26 protein-coding genes are annotated in these 23136 nt (G+C 70.8%); 11 read left to right on the top strand and 15 right to left on the bottom strand.

Features of this window, described 5'->3' with window-relative positions:
* Nucleotides 1-269: 269 nt before the first annotated feature.
* Together ACFSVL_RS38285 and ACFSVL_RS38280 are read right to left on the bottom strand one after the other, a co-directional pair.
* A complete protein-coding gene (locus ACFSVL_RS38285) occupies nt 270-1028 on the bottom strand; it encodes a S1 family peptidase (protein WP_378311668.1) in 759 nt (252 codons plus the stop codon).
* Nucleotides 1029-1386: 358 nt separating this feature from the next.
* The gene (locus ACFSVL_RS38280) at nt 1387-2598 is read right to left on the bottom strand and encodes a hypothetical protein (RefSeq protein WP_378311666.1); all 1212 of its coding nucleotides are present in this window, start codon (nt 2596-2598) and stop codon (nt 1387-1389) included.
* 173 nt (nt 2599-2771) lie between these two features.
* Here ACFSVL_RS38280 and ACFSVL_RS38275 point away from each other — a divergent pair, with 173 nt between their 5' ends.
* Entirely contained in the window at nt 2772-3599 is an 828-nt protein-coding gene (locus ACFSVL_RS38275) for an SDR family oxidoreductase (protein WP_378311665.1), read from the top strand.
* Nucleotides 3600-3616: 17 nt separating this feature from the next.
* Here ACFSVL_RS38275 and ACFSVL_RS38270 read toward each other — a convergent pair whose 3' ends face one another.
* The 3 genes from ACFSVL_RS38270 to ACFSVL_RS38260 are packed head-to-tail and all read right to left on the bottom strand — an operon-like array spanning nt 3617 to nt 5679.
* Nucleotides 3617-4009, bottom strand: a complete 393-nt coding sequence (locus ACFSVL_RS38270) for an Imm1 family immunity protein (protein ID WP_378311663.1) — start codon at nt 4007-4009, stop codon at nt 3617-3619.
* A gap of 30 nt (nt 4010-4039) precedes the next feature.
* Entirely contained in the window at nt 4040-5281 is a 1242-nt protein-coding gene (locus ACFSVL_RS38265) for an RNA polymerase sigma factor (RefSeq protein ID WP_378311661.1), read from the bottom strand.
* Nucleotides 5281-5679: a YciI family protein gene (locus ACFSVL_RS38260; protein ID WP_378311659.1), complete on the bottom strand. Its 399-nt coding sequence runs from the start codon at nt 5677-5679 to the stop codon at nt 5281-5283. The genes ACFSVL_RS38265 and ACFSVL_RS38260 overlap by 1 nt, the downstream gene beginning before the upstream one ends.
* 206 nt (nt 5680-5885) lie before the next feature.
* Between ACFSVL_RS38260 and ACFSVL_RS38255 the strand changes: the two genes are divergently transcribed.
* On the top strand, nt 5886-6677 hold the full coding sequence (locus ACFSVL_RS38255) for a thioesterase family protein (RefSeq protein ID WP_378311658.1): 792 nt from the start codon (nt 5886-5888) through the stop codon (nt 6675-6677).
* A gap of 389 nt (nt 6678-7066) precedes the next feature.
* Here the strand turns inward: ACFSVL_RS38255 and ACFSVL_RS38250 are convergent, their stop codons facing one another.
* The gene (locus ACFSVL_RS38250; protein WP_378311657.1) at nt 7067-7843 is read right to left on the bottom strand and encodes a GntR family transcriptional regulator; all 777 of its coding nucleotides are present in this window, start codon (nt 7841-7843) and stop codon (nt 7067-7069) included.
* Nucleotides 7844-7938: 95 nt separating this feature from the next.
* On the opposite strand from ACFSVL_RS38250, the gene ACFSVL_RS38245 reads away from it, so the two are divergent.
* Nucleotides 7939-8991: a YeiH family protein gene (locus ACFSVL_RS38245; protein WP_378311655.1), complete on the top strand. Its 1053-nt coding sequence runs from the start codon at nt 7939-7941 to the stop codon at nt 8989-8991.
* Nucleotides 8992-8995: 4 nt separating this feature from the next.
* Here ACFSVL_RS38245 and ACFSVL_RS38240 read toward each other — a convergent pair whose 3' ends face one another.
* Complete coding sequence (locus tag ACFSVL_RS38240; RefSeq protein ID WP_378311654.1) at nt 8996-9268, bottom strand: hypothetical protein; 273 nt, start codon at nt 9266-9268, stop codon at nt 8996-8998.
* 95 nt (nt 9269-9363) lie between these two features.
* On the opposite strand from ACFSVL_RS38240, the gene ACFSVL_RS38235 reads away from it, so the two are divergent.
* Nucleotides 9364-9861 (top strand): putative immunity protein, encoded by a 498-nt coding sequence (locus ACFSVL_RS38235; protein ID WP_378311652.1) that lies wholly within the window; start codon nt 9364-9366, stop codon nt 9859-9861.
* On the opposite strand, the gene ACFSVL_RS38230 is transcribed toward ACFSVL_RS38235, so the two are convergent.
* From ACFSVL_RS38230 to ACFSVL_RS38215, 4 genes are all read right to left on the bottom strand, one after another.
* Nucleotides 9858-11477 (bottom strand): ABC-F family ATP-binding cassette domain-containing protein, encoded by a 1620-nt coding sequence (locus ACFSVL_RS38230; RefSeq protein WP_378311650.1) that lies wholly within the window; start codon nt 11475-11477, stop codon nt 9858-9860. The genes ACFSVL_RS38235 and ACFSVL_RS38230 overlap by 4 nt on opposite strands.
* 99 nt (nt 11478-11576) lie before the next feature.
* Entirely contained in the window at nt 11577-13103 is a 1527-nt protein-coding gene (locus tag ACFSVL_RS38225) for a catalase (protein ID WP_378311649.1), read from the bottom strand.
* Complete coding sequence (locus ACFSVL_RS38220; protein WP_378311647.1) at nt 13100-13540, bottom strand: Fur family transcriptional regulator; 441 nt, start codon at nt 13538-13540, stop codon at nt 13100-13102. The genes ACFSVL_RS38225 and ACFSVL_RS38220 overlap by 4 nt, the downstream gene beginning before the upstream one ends.
* Nucleotides 13541-13601: 61 nt before the next feature.
* A complete protein-coding gene (locus ACFSVL_RS38215; RefSeq protein ID WP_378311645.1) occupies nt 13602-14237 on the bottom strand; it encodes a TetR/AcrR family transcriptional regulator in 636 nt (211 codons plus the stop codon).
* Between the two features lie 66 nt (nt 14238-14303).
* Here ACFSVL_RS38215 and ACFSVL_RS38210 point away from each other — a divergent pair, with 66 nt between their 5' ends.
* The 3 genes from ACFSVL_RS38210 to ACFSVL_RS38200 all read left to right on the top strand — a co-directional run bounded on the left by ACFSVL_RS38210 (nt 14304) and on the right by ACFSVL_RS38200 (nt 15788).
* Complete coding sequence (locus tag ACFSVL_RS38210) at nt 14304-14582, top strand: hypothetical protein (protein ID WP_378311644.1); 279 nt, start codon at nt 14304-14306, stop codon at nt 14580-14582.
* Nucleotides 14579-14722 (top strand): hypothetical protein, encoded by a 144-nt coding sequence (locus ACFSVL_RS38205; protein ID WP_378311643.1) that lies wholly within the window; start codon nt 14579-14581, stop codon nt 14720-14722. The genes ACFSVL_RS38210 and ACFSVL_RS38205 overlap by 4 nt, the downstream gene beginning before the upstream one ends.
* A gap of 112 nt (nt 14723-14834) precedes the next feature.
* Entirely contained in the window at nt 14835-15788 is a 954-nt protein-coding gene (locus tag ACFSVL_RS38200) for an alpha/beta hydrolase (protein WP_378311641.1), read from the top strand.
* Between the two features lie 10 nt (nt 15789-15798).
* Here ACFSVL_RS38200 and ACFSVL_RS38195 read toward each other — a convergent pair whose 3' ends face one another.
* Complete coding sequence (locus ACFSVL_RS38195; protein WP_378311639.1) at nt 15799-16686, bottom strand: alpha/beta fold hydrolase; 888 nt, start codon at nt 16684-16686, stop codon at nt 15799-15801.
* 83 nt (nt 16687-16769) lie between these two features.
* Here ACFSVL_RS38195 and ACFSVL_RS38190 point away from each other — a divergent pair, with 83 nt between their 5' ends.
* Entirely contained in the window at nt 16770-17351 is a 582-nt protein-coding gene (locus ACFSVL_RS38190; RefSeq protein ID WP_378311637.1) for a TetR/AcrR family transcriptional regulator, read from the top strand.
* 192 nt (nt 17352-17543) lie between these two features.
* Here ACFSVL_RS38190 and ACFSVL_RS38185 read toward each other — a convergent pair whose 3' ends face one another.
* The 3 genes from ACFSVL_RS38185 to ACFSVL_RS38175 form a co-directional block, all read right to left on the bottom strand.
* Nucleotides 17544-18647 carry a PucR family transcriptional regulator gene (locus ACFSVL_RS38185; RefSeq protein WP_378311635.1) on the bottom strand — a complete coding sequence of 368 codons (1104 nt, stop codon included), beginning with the start codon at nt 18645-18647 and terminating at the stop codon, nt 17544-17546.
* Nucleotides 18648-18669: 22 nt separating this feature from the next.
* A complete protein-coding gene (locus tag ACFSVL_RS38180) occupies nt 18670-19137 on the bottom strand; it encodes an HNH endonuclease (RefSeq protein WP_378311634.1) in 468 nt (155 codons plus the stop codon).
* Nucleotides 19138-19379: 242 nt separating this feature from the next.
* Complete coding sequence (locus ACFSVL_RS38175) at nt 19380-20261, bottom strand: LysR family transcriptional regulator (RefSeq protein WP_378311633.1); 882 nt, start codon at nt 20259-20261, stop codon at nt 19380-19382.
* A gap of 69 nt (nt 20262-20330) precedes the next feature.
* Here ACFSVL_RS38175 and ACFSVL_RS38170 point away from each other — a divergent pair, with 69 nt between their 5' ends.
* The 3 genes from ACFSVL_RS38170 to ACFSVL_RS38160 all read left to right on the top strand — a co-directional run bounded on the left by ACFSVL_RS38170 (nt 20331) and on the right by ACFSVL_RS38160 (nt 22612).
* Nucleotides 20331-21197, top strand: a complete 867-nt coding sequence (locus ACFSVL_RS38170; protein ID WP_378311631.1) for an EamA family transporter — start codon at nt 20331-20333, stop codon at nt 21195-21197.
* Between the two features lie 67 nt (nt 21198-21264).
* Entirely contained in the window at nt 21265-22179 is a 915-nt protein-coding gene (locus ACFSVL_RS38165) for a hypothetical protein (RefSeq protein WP_378311630.1), read from the top strand.
* A 52-nt stretch (nt 22180-22231) separates the two neighbouring features.
* Complete coding sequence (locus tag ACFSVL_RS38160; RefSeq protein ID WP_378311629.1) at nt 22232-22612, top strand: hypothetical protein; 381 nt, start codon at nt 22232-22234, stop codon at nt 22610-22612.
* The last annotated feature ends 524 nt before the right edge of the window (nt 22613-23136 follow it).

Below are 23136 nucleotides of genomic sequence, written 5' to 3'. Positions count from 1 at the left end.
CGCGGCCTCGCGGCCTCGCGGCCTCGCGGCCTCGCGGCCTCGCGGCCTCGCGGCCTCGCGGCCTCGCGGGGCGGGCACTGTGTTCGGTTCGTCTCGCGGGTCGGGCTGTTCGGTTCGCGCGGACCTCGGCGGGCGGGTCTCCCTGTCGATGTCCACCGTCGGGTACGGACTGCGGCTGCGGTGCGGGAACCGGATTCGGCCGAATGCGATGCCACGACGTCGGTGCGCTCTGTCCGCTGCGCGGTCACCCACCCGGCCCAGTGGCGCGGTCAGCTGGGTCCCGCGTGTGCGCCGATGTCGTCGGCGAAGGTCGTGACCCTGGTGTAGATCCCGGGTTTGCCGGGCTTTCCGCAGCCGTCGCCGTAGGACACGATGCCGACGACCGTGTCGCCGACCATCAGTGGGCCTCCGGAGTCGCCTTTGCACGCGTCGATGCCGCCGTTCGGGTAGCCGGCGCAGAGCATGCTCGTCGCGGAGTATTCCGGGTAGGCGGTGCGGCAGGTGGAATCGTCGGCGATGGGGACGGTGGCTTGGCGCAGGTAGTCTGACCGGTCGCCGCCGTCGGCGATGCGGCCCCAGCCCAGGACGGTGGCGTTGGTGCCGGCGGGGTAGCGGTTCGGGTCGCGGGCCAGGTCGGCCGGGTGGTAGGGGAGCGAGCCGCGGACGGTCAGCACGGCGATGTCCGAACCTTGGTGCGGGTCTTGGAAATCCGGGTGCTGCCAGGCGGCGGATACCGCGCGGACCACCCCGTCCTGGGTGCGTTTGTCTTCACGGCCGGCTATGACGCTGATTTCGCTGGCCGGGACGTCGGCGGGGCAGTGGGCCGCGGTCGCGACCGCGGTGCGGCTGATGATGACGCCGCCGCAGAACTGGGTTCCGTGACTGTCCACTAAGTACACTGCGTACGGATGTTGTTCCAGAGAAGCCTTTTCGCCGCCGATGACGGCAGGAGCGGCACCGGCGGTGGATGTGGTCAGGGTGACGGCGAACAGGACGATGGCGGCGATGAGTGCGAAACGGCGTGGCATGGCGGACCCCCTCGGCTGCGGTAGCGCACGTTAGCCACTTTAACCGGCGGTTGAGCGGGAAACCGTCGCTGAACCGGGTGGAAACGGGGGAGGCCCGGGCTAGGTGCCGGGGCGGGGCGATGCTGCGGAAACGCAGTTCGCGCAAGGGGATCCAGTGCGAACTCCGGGGCGAAGGGCTGGGCCTGGCGGTGAGGAACGGCTTAGGCAAGCGGAGTTCGGAAGGAAGGCTCGCGGACCGAGCACCGAGAAAACCGCATCGCCCCAAGCATGAACCCCAACAGGCCAAACAGCCCGGAAAAGGGAAGTCGCCGGCACGAGCCCCCAGACCCGCCCCGGCAACCCCCGACCCCGGCCCGTCTCAGCAGAGCGGTGCCACCGGCTTGTCCGAGCCGGTCTTCACGTACGTGTCCGAGATGTAGTGCCCGGGCCCGATCCGGTCCCAGATCTTGCTCGTCCCGAACTTCCCGGTCACCGTGTCCCCGTTGACATAGCACTCGATGTTCACCCTGGCGTAGTTAGCCGCCAAGCCTTTCACCGACGACGACGTGTGCGCGCCCGACCGGACGTTCACCGGGTCGCCTGCCGTCTGCACCAGGCCGGTGGCCGCGGCGGAACCCGTCCACAGGTACGTGACCTTCACGTTCCCGTTGTCGCCAAGGCCGACTCCGGAGCTGAACGTGCCGTCGGCGAGGTCGATGCCCGCGGGGTTGCCGACTTTGTAGCCGAGGTCGTCGCGGCCGCCGTTGTAGCCGTTGTGGTAGGCGGCATAAGCCTCCGGCTGGCCTTGGGGCAGGTCCTTGAACTCCGCGCGCACCGAGGGCGGGTTCCAGTAGTCGTCCTTGGTGTTCCACGGGCCGACGTCCCAGACCGGCGCGTATTCGCAGCGGCTGTTGTCCGTCTTGCACACGCGCACGGTGTAGTTGCCGGTTCCCTTGGGCGACAATGCCTTCCCGGACGGAAGCGCGACGAAGTGGTCGTTGCTCGTGATGACGTGGCCGTTCGCGGTGGTGTGGCCGGTGAGCCCTTCGCGGGTGGCGTAGATGGTGTAGGTGAGCGGGGTGGCCGCGGCGATGGCGTTCGCCTGCGGGGCCAGTGAGCTGGTCAGCGCGACGTCGCGCACGGTCGGGCGGGCGGTGCTGGTGCCGGACAGGGTGATTCTGGTTTGCACGACGGTCACCGCGCGGGGGAGCGACGTGCCGGCGGGTGTCCACTCCGTCCAGTCGTCGGCGCCGTTGCGGCCGCGGACGTCGACGTCGACGGACGTGCCCTGCGGAGCGTCTGCGGCGACTTCCGCGGCTATCCGGTTGGCTGGCGCGGACAGGCGCCGTTCGGCGGAGAGCAGGTAGCCCTCGCTTCCGGCGGCTCGGTCGGCGGGTCTCCACGCGGAGTCCCGCAGCGTGAGTGCGCCGCTGGACGTGGCGACGTTGACGTCGTCACTGTCCACTGAGGACAGATCAGCGCGCCAGGCGCCGGAGGCCTCGGCGGCGCTCGCGGGGGTCGCTGCAGCGGTGACCGCTCCCGCGGCGAGCAGTGCGGCGACTGCGCGCCGGACCAGCACATTCCCGACCACGAAGGATCTCCCTTCACTCGTCCGAATCGAACTGCCGGGAGTGTCGGAGGGGTCCGTACACGATCCATACAACGATCTCGCCCGGTCGTGTACCGGAGGCGCGAGGTTGACAGCGGTGGGTCACGTAGATAACTTTGCTGACAAAGTTAATTTACTAGCAAAGGAAGTGCGGGATGACTATCCTGGTGACGGGGGCGCGCGGGAACGTCGGGAGCGAGGTCGTCCGTGTGCTGCGGGACGGCGGGCATGAGGTGCGGGGGTCGGCGCGGGACGCCGGGAAGCTGGATCTGCCGGACGCGGTGTCGCTGGACCTCGCGGCCGAGGGCGGGTTCGAGGACGCGTTGCGCGGCGTGGACGCGATCTTCCTCTATCCGACGCGGCCGAATGGTGCGGCGGATTTCCTTGCGGCAGCGAGGAAATCGGGAGTTTCGTACGTCGTGCTGCTGTCGTCGCCGGACGTCTACGAGGGGGCGGCGGACAATCCGATCCGGCGGGGGCATCTGCCCGCGGAGGCGGCGGTCGCGGAGTCTGGGCTGCCGTTCACGGTCCTGTATCCGGGCTGGCTGGCGGGCAACGCCCGGCGCGACTGGGGTGCGGCGATCCGGGCAGGGGGGCCGGTGCGGCTCGTCGCACCGGAGGCGCAGTGCACGCCGACGGCGGAGGCGGACGTGGGCGCGGTCGCGGCGAAGTTGCTTACCGAGCGTAGCTACCCGGGGCGGGCGCTGACGGTGACCGGGCCGGAGTCGATGACGCAGCGTGGGGTGGTGGAGACCCTCGCGGAGGAATTGGGTCGCTCGATCGAAGTGGCGGCCGAAACGCGGAGCGAGGCGCTGGCCCGGCGGCCGGAGTGGATGCCGGAGGCGGTCCTGGAGCATCTGATGGACGTCGAGGAGGCGGCGGTGGGGCGAGCGGCACCGGTGAACAACACGGTGGAACGGTTTGCTGGGCGAGCGACGTCATTCCGGGAATGGGCGCGGGCGCATAAGGACGACTTCGCTTAAGTGTCCGATATGGACAGTTAGGCGAGCTTCCAGGAGACCCCGGCGGGCCGTACCCGGGATTCGCACAGTTCCCGCACCGCGCGCAGGACGTCCTCGGCGGGAACCTCGCTGCCCGGCGGCTGCGGGAAGTGCGCTCCTTGCAGGCTGAAGTAGTCGACCGGCTCCTCGCCTGAGCCAGCAGCGGGCAGGTAGGTCTCGCCGTTTTCGTGCCACACCAGGCTTCCCCGGTCGCCGCGCAGGCCGGCGACCAGGTATGGCGTCCGCGGCTTCCGGCCCGCGTACAGCCACCACACGACCCCGCTGCCGGGGGCGGGCGGTTCGGCGGCGCGCAGGGCGGAGAGCACGTCGTCGACAGTCGCCTCGGTGACGTCGTATCCGGTCCGGCGACGGGCGTCTTCGATGCTCGCCATGGTGCGCTCCGCTCGTGAAGTGTTCTGATACTACTCGGTACCGATCGGCGAGCGACTTGTGGAATGGCCGGCGCGGAGCCGGGCCGCGCGCAGGGTCAGATAACGCTGCTCGGCGGTGTTTCCGGTGCGTGCGGCGGCCGCGGTGTAGTGGCGGACGGCCTCCTCCTGTTCGCCGGCCAGCTCCAGCAGATGCGCCCGGGCGGCGGCGAGGCGGTGGTGGTCGGGGAGCGAATCGTCGAGGCCGGCCAGCATCGCGAGCCCGGCGTCCGGGCCGTGCACCATCGCAGTCGCGATCGCGCGGTTGAGCGTTACGACCGGGTTGCCGGTCAGCGCCTCGAGCCGCGTGTACAACGTGAGCACGCGCGGCCAATCGGTGTCCTCGGCCCGCAGCGCGATGTCGTGCGTCGCGGCGATCGCCGCCTGCAGCCGGTACTCGCCGATGCCGTCGCGGGTCAGCGCGGCGGTGATCAGCGCGACGCCTTCCCGGATCAGCGAACGGTCCCACAGTGCCCGGTTCTGGTCGGCGAGCGGGATCAGGTCGCCGTCCGGGCCGGTGCGGGCCGGACGGCGGGCGTCGGTGAGCAGCATCAGCGCGAGCAGCCCGGCCGCTTCGCCGTCGTCCGGGAGCGCGGCGTGCAGCAGCCGCGCCAGCCGGATCGCCTCGGCCGACAGTTCGGCGCGGTGCAGTCCGCCGCGCCCGCTGCTCGTGTATCCCTCGTTGAACACGAGGTACAGCACGTGCAGCACGGACCGCAGCCGCGCCTGCCGGTCGCTGGCGGCGGGCATCCGGAACGGCAGGCCGGACTTCTTGATTTTCGCCTTCGCCCGGCTGATCCGTTGCGCCATCGTGGCTTCCGGCACGAGGAACGCGCTGGCGATCTCCGCGGTCGTCAGGCCGCCGACGGCCCGCAGCGTCAGCGCGATCGCCGACGCGGAGGTCAGCGACGGATGCGCGCACAGGAACAGCAGTGTCAGCGTGTCGTCCCGGTCCGGCACCTCGGCGCCCCGCGGCTCGGCGGCGACGGTGTCCTCGCGCCGCCGCCGGGCCTGGTCGCTGCGGAAGCCGTCGATGACCCGGCGGCTGGCGGTCTGCAGCAGCCAGCCGCGCGGATTCTCCGGGATGCCCTCGACGGGCCAGTGCTGCACCGCGGCGAGCAGCGCTTCCTGAGTCGCGTCCTCCGCCGCGCCGAAATCGCCGGACCGGCGCGCGAGGACGGCGAGGACCTGGGGCGCGAGCGTGCGCACCAGGTCCTCGACCCGGGCCTCCGGCATCAGACGGCCGGCGCGCTCATGACCTGGCGGACCTCGATCGGCGCCCGCAGCGGCGCGCCTTCCGGGCCCGGCGCGGCGGAAATCCGGGTCGCGATCTCCAGCGCCCGCGTCTCCGATTCGACGTCCACCACCCGGTACCCGGCCAGCAGTTCCTTGCCTTCCGGGAACGGGCCGTCGGTGACGACCGACCCGCCGTTGCCGTCCGAGACCACGGTCTTGGCCGCTTCCGGCCCGGCCAGCCCCTCCGCCTCGACGAGTTCCCCGGCCTCGGCCAGTTCGGCGTTGAGCACGTGCTGGAACTGGATGTGCGCGCGGATGTCCTCGGGGGCCCACTCCGGCAGCGGCACGTCGCAGCCCTCGCCCTCGGCGTAGGTCTGCAGCAGCATGTACTTCGGCATGGCTTTTCCTCCAGTGTCCGGCTCGCCGCTTCCGGGCGGGCTCATCAAGGGAACGGAACCCGCGCGCCGTCTTCGACATCCCCCGCGGACATTTTGCCGGGAAAATTCTCCGAGCGTGGGCACCTTGGGTGGTCTCAGTCTCAGTGCCGGGGACGCCAGTGTGGTCTAGCAGGTAGGTTGCGGTAAGCAACTCACCTGGAGGGACCGTGAGCACGACGACCTTCGCCGCGGTGTCCGCGGTCAAACAGCAGTCGGACACCGGGTTCAGCGTCGACCTCAGCCCGGCGTGGACCATCGGCGGCCGTCCGAACGGCGGCTATCTGCTGGCCACCATCGCCCGCGCGGCGACGGTCGTGGCCGGGCATCCGGACGTCCTCGCCGCCAGCGCGCACTACCTGCGCTCGCCCGAACCGGGCCCGGCGGAGATCGAGGTCGAGGTCCTGCGCACCGGCCGGACCGCGACCCAGCTGCGCGGACGGCTGCTCAAGGAAGGCGTGCCGCAGGTCGAGGCCCTGCTGACGCTGGGCAAGCTCGGCGAGACCGAACCGTTCTGGCAGGACGGCGTGCCGCGGCCGGAGTTCGGCACGTTTTCGGGTGAGCCGTGGGGCGGGGGCGTGGAGTCCGCGGGCTTCCCGATCGCGATCCGCGACGAGATCGACGTGCGCTTCGACCGGCCGATGGCCGACGGGCCCAGCGGCCGCGGCGAACTGCGCGCCCTGCTCGCGCTGCCCGGCGGCGAGTCGTTCGACCCGGTCAGCCTGCTGTTCGCGGTCGACGCGCTGCCGCCGGCGACCTTCGACATCGCGCCGTCCGGCTGGGTTCCGACGCTGGAGCTGACCGCCTACGTCCGGGCGCATCCCGCTCCCGGGCCGGTCCGGGTGCTGCACCGCGCCCACTTGATCGGCGACGGGCGGGTCGACGAGTCCTGCCACGTGTGGGACAGCAAGGGAACGCTGGTCGCGCACAGCACGCAGCTGGCCGGGATCCGCCTCGGCTGACGCAGGCTCGGTCCGGTCCGGTCCGTGAAGGACTCCTTGCGGGAATCCAAGGCCGATGCCGGGGACTTAAGGCGGCGCGGCGGGCACCGTTGAGGAGTGTTTGCCCAGGTCGCAGGACTGGCGGGACTGCGGCGGCTCGTCCGCTCGGCGGCTCGGCGGGGAGGACTAGCGCCCCAATGCGGCATTGGGTGCATGTGATGCGCCCAATGTGGCATTGGGTGCATCACGGGAACGGTCAGACAGGAATCAATCGGGCATTTCGGCGGCACCGGCGTCCTTTATGGACGGTCAGCGGCCCGCGGCGACGCAGCCTAAGTCCCTCGCAGGGGAATCCAAGGTCGTGACGGGAACCCTCGCGGACTCGTGAAGCCGGTCCCTCCGCAGCCGGGTCAGCGGATCCCGGCCAGAGCGCCGGTCGTGACCAGCCGGTACCCGGTGCGTCCGGAGAACTCCGCGGTCAGCGCGAACCGGTCCCCGCGCACCAGCGTGTGCCGCCATTCGATCCGTTTTCCCGCGCTGGTGCCGAGGCGTCCGATGGAGAACGCGCCGACGGTCTCGCCGCAGCCCAGCAGGGTGCGTTCGGCCCGCGTCGGCACGACCGCGCGGATCTGCTCCTCGCCGTGGTCGAGCCGGACGCCGGTGCGGCGGTGCAGTTCGCCGTACAGGCTGGTGTGCTGGAAATCCGCGTTGAGCAGCGGCCGCGCGAGGTCGGCGGGCAGCCACACCCGGTCGACGGCCAGCGGGTCGTTTCCGGCCAGCCGCAGGCGTTCCAGGTACAGCAGGGGAGTGGAGCCCTCCAGCGACAGGCGTTCGGCGACCACCGCGTCCGCGCGGATGTCGAGGCGGCGCACGACGCTGTGCTGGTCGAGCCCGGCCTCCTCGACCGCGGCGAACAGGCTGTAGAGCGCGCCGAGCGGCTGCTGGATCTCCGCGGCCGCGGCGACGCGGGGCTGGCGTCCGCGTTCGGCGATGAGCGTGCCGTCCGCGCGCAGTTCGCGCAGTGCCTGCCGGACTGTCTGCCTGCTCACGCTGTATTCCTCGGCGAGCGCGAGTTCTCCGGGGAACGCGCCGTCGAACTCGCCAGCGCGGATGCGCACCAGCAGCCGCTGCTGCAGCTGCCGCCACAGCGGCTGTCCGCCCGCGCGGTCCAGCTCCGCCTCGCCCATGCCGGAACAGTACCGCTTGCCAAATGTACGCACAGCTCTTAGATTAAATGTACGTACATTAGCGAGGAGGCCGAAGTGCGCACAGGAGCAGACCGGTGACCGGGGCAGCGCTGGGAGCGACCCGCGCGACGGCGGAGTGGCGGGCCAAGCTCGCCCGCCCGGTGCCCGGGCTCGCGGTCGCGCTGCTGGTCGCGGCGGTGGCGACGGCGGGCGGGAAGCTGGTTCCGGTGGTCGGCGGGCCGGTGCTCGCGATCCTGCTCGGCGCGATCGCCGGCGCGGTGGTGCCGGGGCTGCGCGGCTGGCGGTTCAGCCCGGGCTACGCGATCGCGTCGCGGCCGGTGCTGCAGCTGTCGATCGTCGTGCTGGGCACGGGACTGTCGATCCAGCAGGTGGTGCACGTCGGCGGGCAGTCGCTGCCGGTGATGCTCGGCACGCTCGCGATCGCGCTCGGCGGCGCGTGGGTGCTCGGCCGGTTCCTCGGCGTCCGCGGCGACACCCAGACCCTGATCGGCGTCGGCACCGGCATCTGCGGCGCGTCCGCGATCGCGGCGACCAGCGCCGTGCTGAAGCCGAAGGAAGCCGATATCGCTTACGCGCTCGGCACGATCTTCACCTTCAACGTCGCCGCGGTCCTGCTGTTCCCGCCGCTCGGGCACGCGCTCGGGATGTCGCCGCACGCGTTCGGCCTGTGGGCGGGCACCGCGGTGAACGACACGTCCTCGGTCGTCGCGGCTTCCTACGCGTACGGCGGCGACGCCGGCTCGTACGGCCTCGTCGTGAAGCTCACCCGCACACTCACGCTGATTCCGATCGTGCTGTTCCTCGCCGTGCTCGCCGCGCGCAAGCAGTCCGGCGGCCGGGTTTCGCTGCGCGCCATGCCGTGGCACCGGCTGGTCCCGCCGTTCCTGATCGGCTTCCTCGCCGCGGCGACGGTGGAAAGCGCGGGCTGGATCCCGGAGTCGTGGCACGCGCCGCTGTCGACGCTCGGCACCTTCCTGATCACCATGGCGCTCGCCGGAATCGGCCTCGCGCTCAAGCCGTCCGACCTCCGCAAGGCGGGCCACAAGCCGCTGCTGATGGGTGCGATCCTGTGGATCGCGGTCGCCGCGTCCAGCCTCGGGCTGCAGGCGCTGACCGGCGGGATGTGACGCGCTAGCGCACGCGCGGATTCCGCTTCCGCCGCCGTCGCGCGGTCAGCGCATCGAGGAGCCGGGGCAGTCCCCGGCTCCTCCGCACGAACACAATGGATTCGCCGTGCGAGGCCGTCTCGGTCTCCGCGGCGTTTTCCGTTCGCGGGCCGCGCCGGAACTCCTCCAGCCGCGCGGCGAACTCGGCAGGGTCGCCGCCGACGTCCGGGTGATGGGTGCGCACGAGCCGGCGGTAGGCCGCCTTGTCGGCTTCCGACCACGCCCTCCGCTCGTCCACCGCCGTCCTTCCCCCGGTTGAGGGTTCCGCCCAGTGCTCCTGCCGGAATTCGGCAGGAACTGCCAACCGGCGGTTCAACGATACAGTTCAAGCACATGATCGAACTCAGCCTGGACGAACTGCGTGCCGTCACTGCTTACGCGGTGGCCTGTGCGGAGCCCGCGTTGCCCGTCTTCGAGCAAGCCCGTCCGGACGACCGCCGCCCGCACGACGCGATCGAAGCGGCCCGGGCGTTCGCCGAAGGAGCCAAGCGCAGCAAGGCAATCCGGGACGGCGCGTGGGCAGCGCAACGGGCGTATCAGGAAACGCGCGACACCGGTCAGACTGCGGCGAGCGAGGCCGCGCGGGCCGCTGTCGCGGCGGCGGGTGCGGCGTTCCTGCATCCACTCGCGAAAGCGACGCAGGTGTGGCACATCCTGGGCCCGGCCGGGCATGCGGCGTATGCGTTGGAGCTGGCCGGCAAAGCGGTTCAGCGCCCGGCGGCCGATCCGGTGGTGGTCCGGGTGCTGTCTCGGTATCCGGCGGCACCGGGCGGCCGTGGCCGGGCGGGGGAGCTGGTGCGCGAGCTGGATGCCTTGCTGCGCAAGGCTTAGCGAACCCGCTCCACCCGCCGCTCGTCCCAGACCGGTTCCGGGGTTTCGCGCACGACGCCGTCCGAACCGAAGACCAGGTAGCGGTCGAACGAGCGCGCGAACCAGCGATCGTGGGTGACCGCGAGCACCGTGCCCTCGTAGGACTCCAGCCCCTCCTGCAGCGCCTCGGCCGATTCCAGGTCGAGGTTGTCGGTCGGCTCGTCGAGCAGCAGCGCGGTGGTGCCTTCCAGCTCCAGCAGCAGGATCTGGAAGCGCGCCTGCTGCCCGCCGGACAGCCGGTCGAACGTCTGCTCGCCCTGGCGGTGCAGTTCGTATCGGCGCAGCGCGGACATCGCCGCGCCGCGGTCGCGCGCGTGTTCCGTCCACAGCACGTCGATCAGCGTGCGGCCGGTGAGCTCCGGGCGCGCGTGCGTCTGCGCGAAATGGCCGGGCACCACGCGTGCGCCGGTTTTCCACTCGCCGGTGTGCGCGACGTCGCCGCCCGCGAGCAGCCGCAGGAAATGCGACTTCCCGGAGCCGTTCGAGCCGAGCACCGCCACCCGCTCGCCGAAGAAGATCTCCAGCGAGAACGGTTTCATCAGCCCGGTGAGCTCCAGATTCGCGCAGGTCACCGCGCGCACGCCGGTGCGGCCGCCGCGCAGCCGCATCCGGATGTCCTGCGGCCGCGGCGGTTCCGGCGGGGGACCGGCCTCCTCGAACTTCCGCAGCCGGGTCTGCGCCGCCTTGTACCGCGACGCCATCTCGTCGCTGCGTGCGGCGTACTGCTGCATGTCGCGGACCAGCCGTTTGAGCTGCGCGTGCTTCTCGTCCCAGCGCCGCCGCAGCTCGTCGTAGCGGGCGAACCGTTCCTGGCGCGCCTCGTGATATGTGCCGAAACCGCCGCCGTGCACCCAGGCGTCCGCGCCGTCGCCGCCGGGCTCGACGCTCACGATCTTGTCCGCCGCCCGCGCGAGCAGCTCGCGGTCGTGCGAGACGAACAGGACGGTCTTGCGGGTTTCCTTCAGCCGGGCTTCGAGCCAGCGTTTGCCGGGCACGTCGAGATAGTTGTCCGGCTCGTCCAGCAGCAGCACCTCGTCCGGCCCGCGCAGCAACGCTTCCAGCACCAGGCGTTTCTGCTCGCCGCCGCTGAGCGTGCGCACGAGCCGCCACCGCGCCCGGTCGAACGGCACGCCGAGCGCTTCGGTGGCGCACATGTCCCAAGTGGTCTCGAACTCGTAGCCGCGGGCTTCGGCCCAGTCGCTGAGCGCCTGCGCGTATTGCATTTGCGCGGCCTCGTCGTCGACCTCCAGCATCCGCTCCTCGGCCGCGTCGACCGCGGCGGCAGCGTCGCGAACCCGTTTCGGGGCAACGGAAACCAGCAGGTCCCGCACGGTCCGCTCGTCGCGCACCGACCCGACGAACTGCGCCATCACGCCCAGCCCGCCGGACACGGTGACCGCGCCCTCGTCCGGCTTCAGCTCGCCGGACAACAGCCGCAGCAGCGTGGTTTTCCCGGCCCCGTTGGGGCCGACCAGCGCGACGACCGCGCCCTCGCCGACCCGGAACGAGACGTCGCCGAGCAGCGGACGCCCGTCGGGCAGCACATAGCGCAGGTGCGCGGCTTCCAAATGGCCCATGGGCGGGACTCTACCCAGAGCGCCGCGAATGGCCGCACGGTTTTTCGGGGGTCGTGAGCGGCAATCCCGGTTGGCACCGGGATTGCCGCTCACGAGGGGTTATGCCTTGCGCTGCATGCTTTCCCGCGCCGGGTTGGCCTGCTCCGCCGCCTTCGGGTCCTTCTCGCCCTGCTTCGCGCGCACGCCGGATTCGACGCGGTCGCCGAGATCCTTGTCCACGTTGTGCCAGTACTCGAAGGCCCGCTTCAGCACCGGTTCGGTGACCCCGTTCAGCAGGTGCCCGACGATGTTGTCCACCAGCCGTTCGCGCGCGGCGTCGTCCAGCACGTCGCGCACCATCGTGCCGGCCTGGCCCCAGTCGTCGTCCTCGGCGTGGTCGACGTAGGCCGAGCGGACCATCTCGCCGTCGGCGTGCCAGCCCGCGGGCGTGCCGTAGCGTTCGGTGTCGGCGCGCGGGCCGCCCTTGGAGTTCGGCGCGTACACCGGGTCCGAGACCTTGGCGTAGCGCATCGCGCCGTCCTTGCTGTAGCTGTGCACCGGCGCGACCGGCGCGTTCACCGGCAGCTGCTTGTAGTTCGCGCCGATCCGGTACCGGTGTGCGTCGGCGTAGGCGAAGATCCTGCCCAGCAGCATCCGGTCCGGGCTCGGGCCGATGCCGGGCACCAGGTTGTTCGGCTCGAACGCGGCCTGCTCGATCTCGGCGTGGTGGTCGGTCGGGTTGCGGTCCAGCGTCATCCTCCCGACCTCGATCAGCGGGTAGTCGCCGTGCGGCCACACCTTCGTCAGGTCGAACGGGTTGAACCGGTAGGTCTTCGCGTCCTCGAACGGCATCACCTGGACGTGCAGCGTCCAGCTCGGGTGATCGCCGCGCGCGATGGCCTCGAACAGGTCGCGGGTGTGGTAGTCGGTGTCCGCGGACGCCATCTGGTCGGCCTCGTGCTGGGTGAAGTGCTCGACGCCCTGGTCGGTCTTGAAGTGGTACTTCACCCAGAACTTCTCGCCGGCGGCGTTGACCCACATGTACGTGTGCGAGCTGTAGCCGTTCATGTGCCGCCACGTGCGCGGGATCCCCCGGTCGCCCATCAGCCAGGTGACCTGGTGCGCCGATTCGGGGGACAGCGTCCAGAAGTCCCACTGCATGTCGTGGTCGCGCAGATTGCTGTCGGCGCGGCGTTTCTGCGAACGGATGAAGTGCTGGAACTTCAGCGGGTCCTTGATGAAGAACACCGGCGTGTTGTTGCCGACGAGGTCGTAGTTTCCCTCGGACGTGTAGAACTTCAGCGCGAAACCGCGCGGGTCGCGCCAGGTGTCCGGGCTGCCGCGTTCGCCCGCCACGGTGGAGAACCGGGCGGCCATCTCGGTTTTCGCCCCCGGCTGGAACACCGCGGCCTTGGTGTAGCGGCTGACGTCCTGGGTCACCTCGAAGCGCCCGAACGCGCCGCTGCCCTTGGCGTGCGGCTGCCGCTCGGGCACCCGTTCCCGGTTGAACTGCGCCATCTGCTCGATCAGGTAGTGGTCCTGCAGCAGGATCGGGCCGCCCGGGCCCACGGTGAGCGAATGCTCGTCGCTCTCCGCCGGGATCCCGGAGTCCGTCGTGGTCGCCGGGGGTTTCGGTTCTTCGGTCATCTCGCGAACTCCTCGTGGTGGTCGGAAACGCCGGAGCAGTCCGGGCACAGACCCCAGAAGACGATCTCGGCCTCGTCGACGGCGAACCCGTGCCGGTCGTGCGGCGTCAGGCAGGGGGCCTCGCCGCGGGCGCAGTCGACGTCCTCGGCCCGGCCGCAGCGGCGGCAGACCACGTGGTGGTGGTTGTCGCCGGTCCGCCGCTCGAACCGCGCCGGGTGCCCGGACAGCTCGATCCGGCGGACGAGCCCCGCGTCGCCGCACGCGGCGAGCACGTCGTACACCGCCTGGATCGACACGCTGCCCAGGCTTTCGCGCACCCCGGCCACGATCGCCTCGACGGTCGCGTGCGGGTGTTCGCCGAGCCAGCCGAGCACAGCCTGCCGGGGCTTGGTGACGCGCAGGCCGGCCGCGCGCAGCGTGGCCGCCGAGTCCGGCATCGGAGTCCTCCCGGGATCTGGAACCGCTCCAGTTCCGCCGGTTACCCGGACTTCCCGGCGCTCACACGTGGGGGTCGCCCACCGGACGGGTGAGTTCGGCGAGGTGCGCGCGGAGGACGGCGACGCACTCCCCGGGCGTGGTGAGATCCGGCTGCAGGACGGCCCGGAACGCGATCCCGTCGATGAGCGCGGCCAGCCGGGGCGCTTCGATCTCCGGGTCGCGCGGCTCGTACCGGCCGCTGCGGGCCTGGGCGTCGACGATGCGGCGGGCCAGCGTGACGGTGCCCTCGACCGCCTCCCTGGCCAGGTCGTCCAGGCCCGGATTCGCGCGCGCGGCCATCAGGAACTCGACCAGCACGGTGATCTCGGTGCGCCGCCGCTCGTCCAGCGGCAGCAGTTCGGAGAGGAACTCGGTGAGCCGGTCGACGGTCTCCTCCGGCGGCATGTCCGCCAGCGAACCCATCGCCGCGCGGCGTTCGACGAGCCGCGCGGTCGTCTGGTCGATGGTGGTGCGCATCGCGAACCGCATGAGCGCGTGCTGGCTGTCGAAGTAATGCCGCACTGAGCCGATGTTCAGGCCGGACTCCGCGGCCACCGCGCGCAGCGAGACCGCGTGCAGACCGTCTTTCGCGGCCAGCCGCAGCACCGCGTCGGCGATGTGCGCGCGCCGCGCTTCCTCATCCACCACTCGGGGCACTGGACTTTTATATCACAGCCGTGATAGAACTTTTTGTATCACAGGTGTGACAGAAAGGGGTGCGCTGTGGAGACGGTGCTGAACATCCTGCTGATCCGGTTCGGCATCATCGCCGGGATCGTCGTGGTCGTCGGCCTGGCCGGCTTCGCGCTGGTCGTTTCGCTGCGGCGGCGCGGCAAGGGGGAGCGGGTGCGGGAGGGCGCGGCGACGCTGGCGAAGTCCGCGGCGAGGGCGATGGACCAGCGCGGGGCGCGGGGCGTGCGCGGGCGGGTCGGCGGCGAGGTCGTGCGCCAGGCCGCGCGGTGGCTGGACGAGGACCCGGGCCGGAAGCGGTCCGGCCGGTGAACGCGGTGCTGCTCGCGGACGGGAGCGAAATGCTGCAGCACCTCATGCACGACTTCCTGGTGAAGGGGCTGATTGTGCTCGGCGCGGTGCTGGTGGCGGTGATCGGCGTGGTGGTGATCTGGAAGAAGGTCGGGCGCTGAGGGCCGCGCCGTTCGGCGGGACAACTCCGTGGGGTACGCGACACGTGGCGGTGCCGGGCGGTCCCGGAATTTCGGCACGATGGTGTCTTCCCCTGGAAGACGGAGGCCGTCGATGAGTTATCCGTTCGATCCCGAAATCGCCGCCGCGATCCCGATGCTGCCCGATGTCGACTTCCGCGACGTGGAGGCTTCGCGGCGCGGCATGGCGGAGCTGATCGCCTCGATGCGCGGCGAAGTCGACGAAACCGGCGTGACCGCGCGCGACATCGCCGTGCCCGGTCCCGAGGGTGCGCCGGACGTCCCGGTCCGCGTCTACACCCCGGATCGCGTCGCGACGAAGGCGCTGCTGTTCGACATCCACGGCGGCGGTTTCGCGCTCGGCGACCTGGAAGTCGACCACGCGACGAATGTGGAGCTGGCGCGGGACCTCGGGGTCGTGATCGTGTCGGTCGAGTACCGGCTCGCGCCGGAGAATCCGTATCCGGCCGGGCTGGAGGACTGCTACGCGGCGCTCGAATGGTCGGTCAAGCACGCGGACGAACTGGGCGTCGATCCGGAACGGACGGTGGTCTACGGCGTGAGCGCGGGCGGCGGACTGGCCGCGGCGCTGGCGCTGCTGGCCCGCGACCGGGGCGGCCCGTCGATCGCGTTCCAGTTCCTCTCGGTGCCCGAACTGGACGACCGCCTCGAAACCGGCAGCATGCGCCGGTTCGCCGACACGCCGATCTGGCACTCGCGGGCCGCCGAGGCCAGCTGGGACTACTACCTCGGCGGCCCGGGCAAACGCGGCGGCCCGGACGTCGAGGTCTACGCGGCCCCGGCCCGGTCGGCCGACTTCTCCGGACTGCCGCCCGCGTACGTTTCGGTGATGGAGTTCGACCCGCTGCGGGACGAGGGGATCGCTTACGCACAAGGGCTTCTGGCCGCCGGAGTCCCGACGGAGCTGCATTTGTTCCCCGGCACCTTCCACGGGTCGGGCGTGATCCAGCACGCGACGGTGAGCCGCCGGGAGACTGCGGAGCGGCGGGCGGTGCTGGCCCGGGTGCTGGGGGTCGAACCGGGCTGATTCTCTTGCCTCAGACCGGTTTCGCGGCACCCTCGATGAACGCGGTCACCGCCGCCACGACCGCATCGGGCTGCTCGTCCGGAATGAAGTGCCCGGCCTGTGGGATGACGACGCCGGTCGCGTTGTCGGCCCACGGGCTGAGGGACGCGGCCATGTCCGGGATCGAGCCGTGGGAGCTGGAGATGCCCAGGATCGGGACGGTCAAGTGCTGTCGTTCCAGGGCTTCGTGGTTCTTGCGCGCCGATTCCGCGGCGTCGCGGTAGTAGGCGAGGGAGGCCCGGAGACCGCCCTCGGCTGCGAGCGCGGCGGCGTAATGGTCGATGTCGTCGCTGTCGAACGTGGTGGGGGACAAGGCTTTGGCTTTCAGGAACCAGTCGACGTAGGCGCGTTCGCGGCCGGCGAGCAGCGTTTCGGGGAGATCGGGCACCAGGTGGAACGCGAAATGCCAGGTCTTCCAGGCTCGGTCGGGGTCGGTGGGGATGCTGTCGGGGAGGGTGATTCCGGGGATGCCGGCGTCCAGCAGAGCGACGCCGTGCAGGCGTTCTTCGTGCTTCAGGGCTAAGGAGAAGGCGACCCAGGCCCCGATGTCGTGGGCGACGAGCCAGTACTTCTGCACGTTGAACGCGTTCACCGCGGCCTGGACGCGCGATGCGACGGTGTGCGTGTCGTAGCTGTCGTGCGGACGGTCGGAGTCGCCTTGTCCCGGCAGGTCGATCGCGAGCACGCGGAATCGCTCGGCGAGGCCTGGCATCGCTTTGCGCCAGGCCCGCCAGGTCTGCGGAAATCCGGCCAGCAGGACCACTGCCGGTCCGTCCGCTTGGCCGCCTTCCACGACGTGGAGCCGGATTCCTTCCGCGTCGGCCCAGCGGTGCGTGAATCCCGGCAGTGCTTCAGTCATGTCCGGAGCCTAACTCATCTTGAACTGTCTGGTTCAAGATGAGTTAGGATGGTCACGACGGCTCGGTTCGAGAGGTGCGTGGGATGGCCGGGAAGAAGCAGTTCGATGTGGACACCGTGCTTGACGCGGCGATGCTCCAGTTCTGGCGGGCCGGGTACGCGGACACGTCGCTCGACGATCTCTCCAGGGCGACCGGGTTGAACCGCAGCTCGATCTACTCCTCGCTCGGTGACAAGGATTCGCTGTATTTGCGCTGCCTGGAACGGTATGCCGTGCGTTATGGGGGCCGGTACGACCAGGCGCTGTCAGGTGCTTCGGAGGATCCGGTGCGTGCGGTGCGGGAGTTTTTCGAGGTCACGCTGGACCGGATTGCCGATCCTGAGGTGCCGGATGGGTGTCTGGTTGCTCAGACTGCGATGGCGATTCCGGTGCTGAGCCCGGATATCGCGTCGCGCGCCGTTGAGGCGCTGGGTGTTCAGGAGGCGCGGTTGCGGGCTGCGTTGACGGCCGCGAGGGTGGCTGATGCCGATGGGTTCGCCGCGCATCTCGCGGCGGTGAACCAGTCGCTGGCGGTGCTGAGCCGGGCTGGGGCTGGCGGGGAGCAGCTTCGTGCGGTGGTTGAGGTCAGTGTGGGGGCGCTTTCTCGGGCGGTATCGGGGAGGTAGGTGCTGGGGGCCGGTTGTTTTCCTCAAGTCGGGTTTGTTGTGGACAAGCCGGGTTGAGGCGCCGATGTTGTCGGTGGTGGCCGATAGAGTGGAATTCGGGGGTACCCCGAGGCGGGACTGCCGCAGCACGGCCCGATTCCGGTCGGTTCACCCCGACTCCGCTAACCGCCACGCAGCCCAATCCCCGCCGATTCACCCCGACTCCGCCAACCTCCGCGCCACCAACGCCAGCCGCGCCCGGAATCGTCCCTCCGGGCCGTCCAAAGACCAGCCCAGTGCGTCCTCCACGTGCGCCAGCCGAGCCGCCACCGAGCTGTGGTGCCGGTGCAGGGCGATCGCCGCCTGGCGCAGGGAACCCGTGCGGCAGAAGGCTTCCAGCGTTTCCAGATCGCCGTTCTCCGCGAGCGCGTTCAGCGCCAGCACGTCCGGCTGCGCGCGCAACTGTTCCGCCGGGATCTCCGCCAGCAGCGTGACCGCGCCAAGGTCCTCGTGCACGATCAGCGGCCGCGTCGTCGCCGCGAAGCGCTGGGAGAGGCGGGCTTGCAGCCACGAACGCCGAGCGTCCAGGCCGTCGACCGCGTCGCCGACTCCTACCCGGACAGTGTCCGGAAGCGTGCGGTCCTTTGCGCGCAACGTCAGCGTCTCGCGCAACGTCGAGACGACCGAATCCGGGCCCTCGCGCGGCTGAAGCACCACCGCGGCGACCCCGCCGACCACGGCTACCCGCGCGCCGAGCGGTCCGCCGCGGGCGACGAGGGCGACTGCGTCCGCGCCGGCGTCGCGGCCGGGGCCCGAAGCGACCGCCACCACTCGCAGCGGGCGCGTGGTGTCCAGGCCGAGCAGGGTCAGCGCCCGGGTGCGGTCCTCGTCGGCCGCCTGTTCGCCCAGGACCAGTTCGACCAGCGCCGGGTCGGCCAGATGCGGTGCGGCGGGCGGCATTTCGACCGGATTGAGCACCTTCGCCGAGATCGCGAGCCGTTCGAGCACCAGGACGTCGAGCGGACCCGGTTCGCCTGCGCGTTCCAGCCACACCCGTCCGGCGCCGTCGAGGTCCACGAAGACGGCGTCGGACGGGATCGGGCCGTCGCCGCCGGGATCGCCGGTCGGGCGGAACCGCAGCACGGTTCCGTCGACACAGCGGATCCCGGCGACGCATTCCGCGAGGAAAGCCGTGGCGCGCAGCAGATCCGGCAGCGTCGCGCGGCGGGCGATCAGCTCGTCGAAATACGCGATGACGCGCACCGCCGTTTCCGCGCCGGAATCGACCGAGGACAACCGCAGCAGCAAGCCCTTCACGGAAACCAGCTTAGCGCGAGTCTCAAGTGGACAGTCCGGTCAGCGGATGCAGCTCCTCCCAGCGCGGGACGCGCGGCGCGAACCGGAGCGTGAGCCCGGCTTCCGCGGGCGTGCGGTCGGCCTTGCGCGCGTTGCAGCTGCGTGCCGAACCGCCGCACGCGGCGACGGTGTTGAGCCAGCTCGTCCGCGGGCCGCCGCGCGAAACCGGCGTGACGTGGTCGACCGTGGTGGCCCGGCGCCCGCAGTAGGCGCAGGTGTGCCGGTCTCGCCGCAGCACGCCGGAACGGGACCAGCGCGGCGGCCCGGAATAGCGCCATTTCATCACGACGTAGCGCAGCAGCCGCACCACCTTCGGCCGCGGGAAGACGCCGAGGTCCGGCCCGTCGCTTTCGTGGACGACCGCGACCTGGCGGACCAGCATCCGGATGGCATGGGGGAGCGAGACGGTGTGCAGGGGCTCGTAGCCGGCATTGAGGACCAGGACTCCCATGGCGACGGGCACCTCCTTCCAAGGCGAAAACGGGCCGTGAACGCAAAAGCCGCCCGGCCGGCAGTCCGGCGGGCGGCTCCTCGCTCACGGCGTGGCAGGCCACGTCATGGCGTGGAGCCAGGAATGCCCGGCAGGCGCATGCGTTCATTGCGGTGCGGCATTCCGTGGTTCCTTTCGTGGCTGGACGAGTTCATCATTGCCGCCCGGCGCCCCCGCGTCAACGGAAAATGATCGCCCCGGTTTCAAGATCCACAGTGGACTGACCGCTTCGGCGGCGTGCGGTACAGCTCGCCGAGCAGGGCCACCGCGGCGTGGGTGGCCGGATGCGGGTCGCGGGCGCGCCAGGCGAGCCGCACCGGCACCGGCGAGGCGTCGCGGACCCGGCGGTACACGATTCCGTCGCGGCGGTACTGCGTCACCGTCGAATGCGCGGTGACTCCGACGCAGCGGCCGGTGGTGATCGCGGCGAGCCAGTCGTCGACGTCGTGCGTCAATTCGAGCCGCGGGCGCGATTCCGGCGGCCACAGTTCGGCGGAAGTGGTGCCGGTGCGCGGATCGACGACCACCAGCCGGGACGCGAGATCGGCGAGCACGACGGTGCGGCGGCGGACGAGCGGATCGTCGACGGCCATGGCGCAGTAGCGGTCTTCGCGGCCGACCGTCGCCTGCGCGAACTTCCCCGACGGCATCTGATGGCGCACGACGGCGAGGTCGACCAGCCCTTCGGCCAGCCCGGCGGTCGCGGTGTTGGCGCGCACGAGCAGCAGTTCGATGTCCGGGTACCGGACGGCCCACCGGCGCTGGAACTCCGCGGTGTGCTTGCCCATCGCCGACCACGCGTGGCCGAGGCGCAGCCGCGTGTGCCCGGTGGCCGCTTCGCGGACGAGGTCGTCGGCCTCGGCGAGCAGGTGCCGGGCGCGGGCGAGCACCTGGACGCCCGCGGTCGTCGGTTCGAGGCTCCGGCTGGTGCGGTGCAGCAGCTGCACGCCGAGAACCCGTTCCAGCGAAGCCAGATTCCGCGACACCGCGGCCTGGGAGACGCCGAGTTCCCGGGCGGCGTCGGTGAACGTCCCGGCGTCCACGATCGTCACGAGGCAGCGCAGCTGACGCAGCTCCAGATCCATGCGTCCAGCGTATCGCTGGTGCAATCAATGCATTATTCGCATGGATCCGGCGGCCCCATGCTGCACCGCATGGCGACTACGGAACTGGCTCCGCGAACGCGCGACAAGGCCCGGGCGACCGGTGCCGCGATGCTGCTCGGCAGCGCGCTCTCCAACCAGGCCGGCGCGGCGACGGCGGCGCTCGCGTTCCCGGTGCTCGGCCCGCCGGGCGTGGTGGCGGTCCGGCAGTGGGTGGCGGCGGTGGTGCTGCTGGCGATCGGACGGCCGCGGCTGCGCACGTTCACCGCGCGGCAGTGGTGGCCGGTGCTGGGCCTGGCCGCGGTGTTCGCGACGGTGAATCTGTGCTTGTACACGGCGATCGACCGGATCGGCCTCGGACTGGCCGTGACGCTCGAATTCCTCGGCCCGCTGGCGATCGCGCTGGCCGGTTCGCGCCGTCGGATAGACCTGGCGTGTGCGGTGGCCGCGGCGTGCGCGGTGGGCGTCCTGATGCGGCCGCAGCCGACCACCGACTATCTCGGGATCGGGTTCGCGCTGGTCGCCGCGGTGTGCTGGGCCTGCTACATCCTGCTGAACCGGACTGTCGGGCGGCGCGTGCCCGGCGCGGCGGGTTCGGCGGCCGCGGCCGGGGTGTCCGGTCTGCTGTACGTGCCGATCGGGGTGATCGCGATGCTGCACCATCCGCCGACGCTCGGGGCCCTGGCGGCGTCGGTCACGGCCGGTCTGCTGGCGTCGGCGGTACCGTTCCTCGTCGACCTGATGGCGCTGCGGCGGGTTCCGGCGCAGTTCTTCGGGGCGTTCATGAGCGTCAACCCGGTGATGGCCGCGCTGGCCGGGCTCGTGGTGCTGGACCAGCGGCTGGACGCGATCGCCTGGGCCGCGATCGGGGTGATCGTGGCGGCGAACACGGTGGCCGTGCTGCGGCGGGCGCGGTAATTGTCGGTGCGGCGGGATAACGTAGGCGTCGCTGGTGGTGCTGGGTGTCGCGGTGAGGAGGTGTGGCGTGGTGCGGATCGCGGATCAAGAATGGCCGTCGACGGTCGTGCCCGCCGACGCGCGCGAACGCGCGCAGTCCACCGGCGTGCTGGTCCGCCGCATGGGCTGGGTCTCCGAGCGGCTGACCCGGGAGGAGCGCGACGACGTCGAGCGGCAGCTGGAATTCTGGTACTCCCACGGCTACTGCCCGGACGCGCTGCTGATCGCGATGAGCGCGCTGCCGGACGGGACGCGCCAGCGGCCGCGCCGGTCCGGCGAGAAACCGGGCGACTTCCTGCGCTCGCGGATGAAGGGCTGGTTCGCCGACGAGTCCGACGCCGCGATGACGGAGGTGCGCGAGCCGCCGCGGCAGGGGCAGACGTTCGAGGCCTGGCTCGCGAACCGGCGCAAGCAGGCCGCCGACGAGGGCACGTATCAGCGGCGCTCGCGGCTCACTGAAACGGGACAACAGGCACGGGCCGAGGCTCGTTCGATCGCGGCGTCACGGCGGAAGGATCCGCTCGCGCGCGTGCGCGAGAGTGAACGGCGGCGTGCTGCTGCGCTGGAGAGCCTGAAGGTGGTGGGGGAAGCGGTCGAGGTGCCTCCGCCCCCGGCCGAGACACGTGCGACGCCGAGGATGGTGGCGTCGTTCGCCGGTCGGCAGGCGCTGGCGGCGCATTCGCCGCAGGTGCTTCGGATTGTCGAGCGGTTGCGGACGGAGAAACGCGGGCCGTCGCCGGCGGAGCTGGCGGTGCTGCGGAACGCGGTTCGCGACGCGCACCATCACGCCGGGCTGGGCACGCTGGAGGCGGCGAGCGCGGAGGTCAACGACGTGGATTCGCTGACGCCGGACGGCCAGTGGATCAAGGACTTTCTCGCGCGGGCGGCGGACGATCGGCTGCCGCTCGACGCGACCGTGCGGTTGCTTCACTCGATGCGGTGAGCCGTGCGTGTCGGGTCACCCGCGGCGGGGAGGGTGCTTCCAGACTCGCCCGGTGACGAACACCTCGATGGACGATGCCGGGCGCTGCTTGCTTTCGGTGGCGTGGAATATCCGGACCGGCGGTCCGCGAGCGGATCCTCGGGCGGACGCGGTGCGGGAGCGGCTGCGGACGGTGTGCCGGGGGCTGGGGCATGCGGCTTGCCGGTGGGCGGCCGGGAATTCCGGCGGGGATCCGGTGCCGTTGTTGCGGCTGGCTGATCGGGTTTATGAGATTGACACGTTGCTGTTGCTGGTGGGGACGGCGTTGATTCCGGATGCCCGGCGGGATTCGCGGTGGTGGGGGGAGATTGATGTGCTGGTGTCTGAGGTGGACGGGATGGTGGGGGAGGCTTCTGCTGTGGTGGGGGAAGCGGTGGGGGTTTCTGTTTCTTGAAGGGGCTTGCCGGCGGCGGTTTGTTTTGGCTCGGTTCTTTGGGGCCACCACCCCGAAGCTTGATTGTGACTACGGGCGGCGGGGGNGGCGGGTGCTTGTCAAGGCGGGAAAGATGCCTTGACAAGCACCCGCCGCCCGTGTTTTTGGCTTCGTATCGGGGTGCGGGGGGTGTGGGTGCCCTGATGCGGGCTGGGTGCGTTGGCGGCGGTTTTGGTGGGGTGGGGCTTGCGTCCCAAAGTGGCATTGGGTGCGTGGAGTGGGGTGGTTCGGGAAGGAAGTCTTCGCGGAAATTCAGGTCCGTGAGGGGAACCCTGAGGGAATCTGGGGGCGTGAGGGTGGCCCTCACGGAAGTGGTGTCGGTTAGGGGAATCCTGGGGAAGCGGAGTCCGTCAGGGTGGCTCTCACGGAAGCGATGGCTGTGAGGGGAACCCCGAGGGAATCAGGGGCTGTGAAGGTGGCCCTCACGGAAACGATGTCCGTGAAGGACCCCTTGAGGGAATCTAAGTCCGTGAAGGAGTCCTTCA

It is taken from the genome of Amycolatopsis silviterrae (genome assembly GCF_042684085.1).
Lineage (GTDB): Bacteria > Actinomycetota > Actinomycetes > Mycobacteriales > Pseudonocardiaceae > Amycolatopsis > Amycolatopsis silviterrae.
The sequence above is the reverse complement of the archived record's forward strand: the minus strand, read 5'-3'. Positions and strand labels throughout refer to the sequence as shown.

Excerpts from the sequence above, each read along its gene's own strand:
- ACFSVL_RS38285 (WP_378311668.1), bottom strand. The coding sequence starts at position 1,028 with ATGCCACGCCGTTTCGCACTCATCGCCGCCATCGTCCTGTTCGCCGTC.
- ACFSVL_RS38275 (WP_378311665.1), top strand. The coding sequence starts at position 2,772 with ATGACTATCCTGGTGACGGGGGCGCGCGGGAACGTCGGGAGCGAGGTC.
- ACFSVL_RS38270 (WP_378311663.1), bottom strand. The coding sequence starts at position 4,009 with ATGGCGAGCATCGAAGACGCCCGTCGCCGGACCGGATACGACGTCACC.
- ACFSVL_RS38265 (WP_378311661.1), bottom strand. The coding sequence starts at position 5,281 with ATGCCGGAGGCCCGGGTCGAGGACCTGGTGCGCACGCTCGCGCCCCAG.
- ACFSVL_RS38260 (WP_378311659.1), bottom strand. The coding sequence starts at position 5,679 with ATGCCGAAGTACATGCTGCTGCAGACCTACGCCGAGGGCGAGGGCTGC.
- ACFSVL_RS38250 (WP_378311657.1), bottom strand. The coding sequence starts at position 7,843 with ATGGGCGAGGCGGAGCTGGACCGCGCGGGCGGACAGCCGCTGTGGCGG.
- ACFSVL_RS38235 (WP_378311652.1), top strand. The coding sequence starts at position 9,364 with ATGATCGAACTCAGCCTGGACGAACTGCGTGCCGTCACTGCTTACGCG.
- ACFSVL_RS38230 (WP_378311650.1), bottom strand. The coding sequence starts at position 11,477 with ATGGGCCATTTGGAAGCCGCGCACCTGCGCTATGTGCTGCCCGACGGG.
- ACFSVL_RS38225 (WP_378311649.1), bottom strand. The coding sequence starts at position 13,103 with ATGACCGAAGAACCGAAACCCCCGGCGACCACGACGGACTCCGGGATC.
- ACFSVL_RS38220 (WP_378311647.1), bottom strand. The coding sequence starts at position 13,540 with ATGCCGGACTCGGCGGCCACGCTGCGCGCGGCCGGCCTGCGCGTCACC.
- ACFSVL_RS38200 (WP_378311641.1), top strand. The coding sequence starts at position 14,835 with ATGAGTTATCCGTTCGATCCCGAAATCGCCGCCGCGATCCCGATGCTG.
- ACFSVL_RS38195 (WP_378311639.1), bottom strand. The coding sequence starts at position 16,686 with ATGACTGAAGCACTGCCGGGATTCACGCACCGCTGGGCCGACGCGGAA.
- ACFSVL_RS38190 (WP_378311637.1), top strand. The coding sequence starts at position 16,770 with ATGGCCGGGAAGAAGCAGTTCGATGTGGACACCGTGCTTGACGCGGCG.
- ACFSVL_RS38180 (WP_378311634.1), bottom strand. The coding sequence starts at position 19,137 with ATGGGAGTCCTGGTCCTCAATGCCGGCTACGAGCCCCTGCACACCGTC.
- ACFSVL_RS38175 (WP_378311633.1), bottom strand. The coding sequence starts at position 20,261 with ATGGATCTGGAGCTGCGTCAGCTGCGCTGCCTCGTGACGATCGTGGAC.
- ACFSVL_RS38170 (WP_378311631.1), top strand. The coding sequence starts at position 20,331 with ATGGCGACTACGGAACTGGCTCCGCGAACGCGCGACAAGGCCCGGGCG.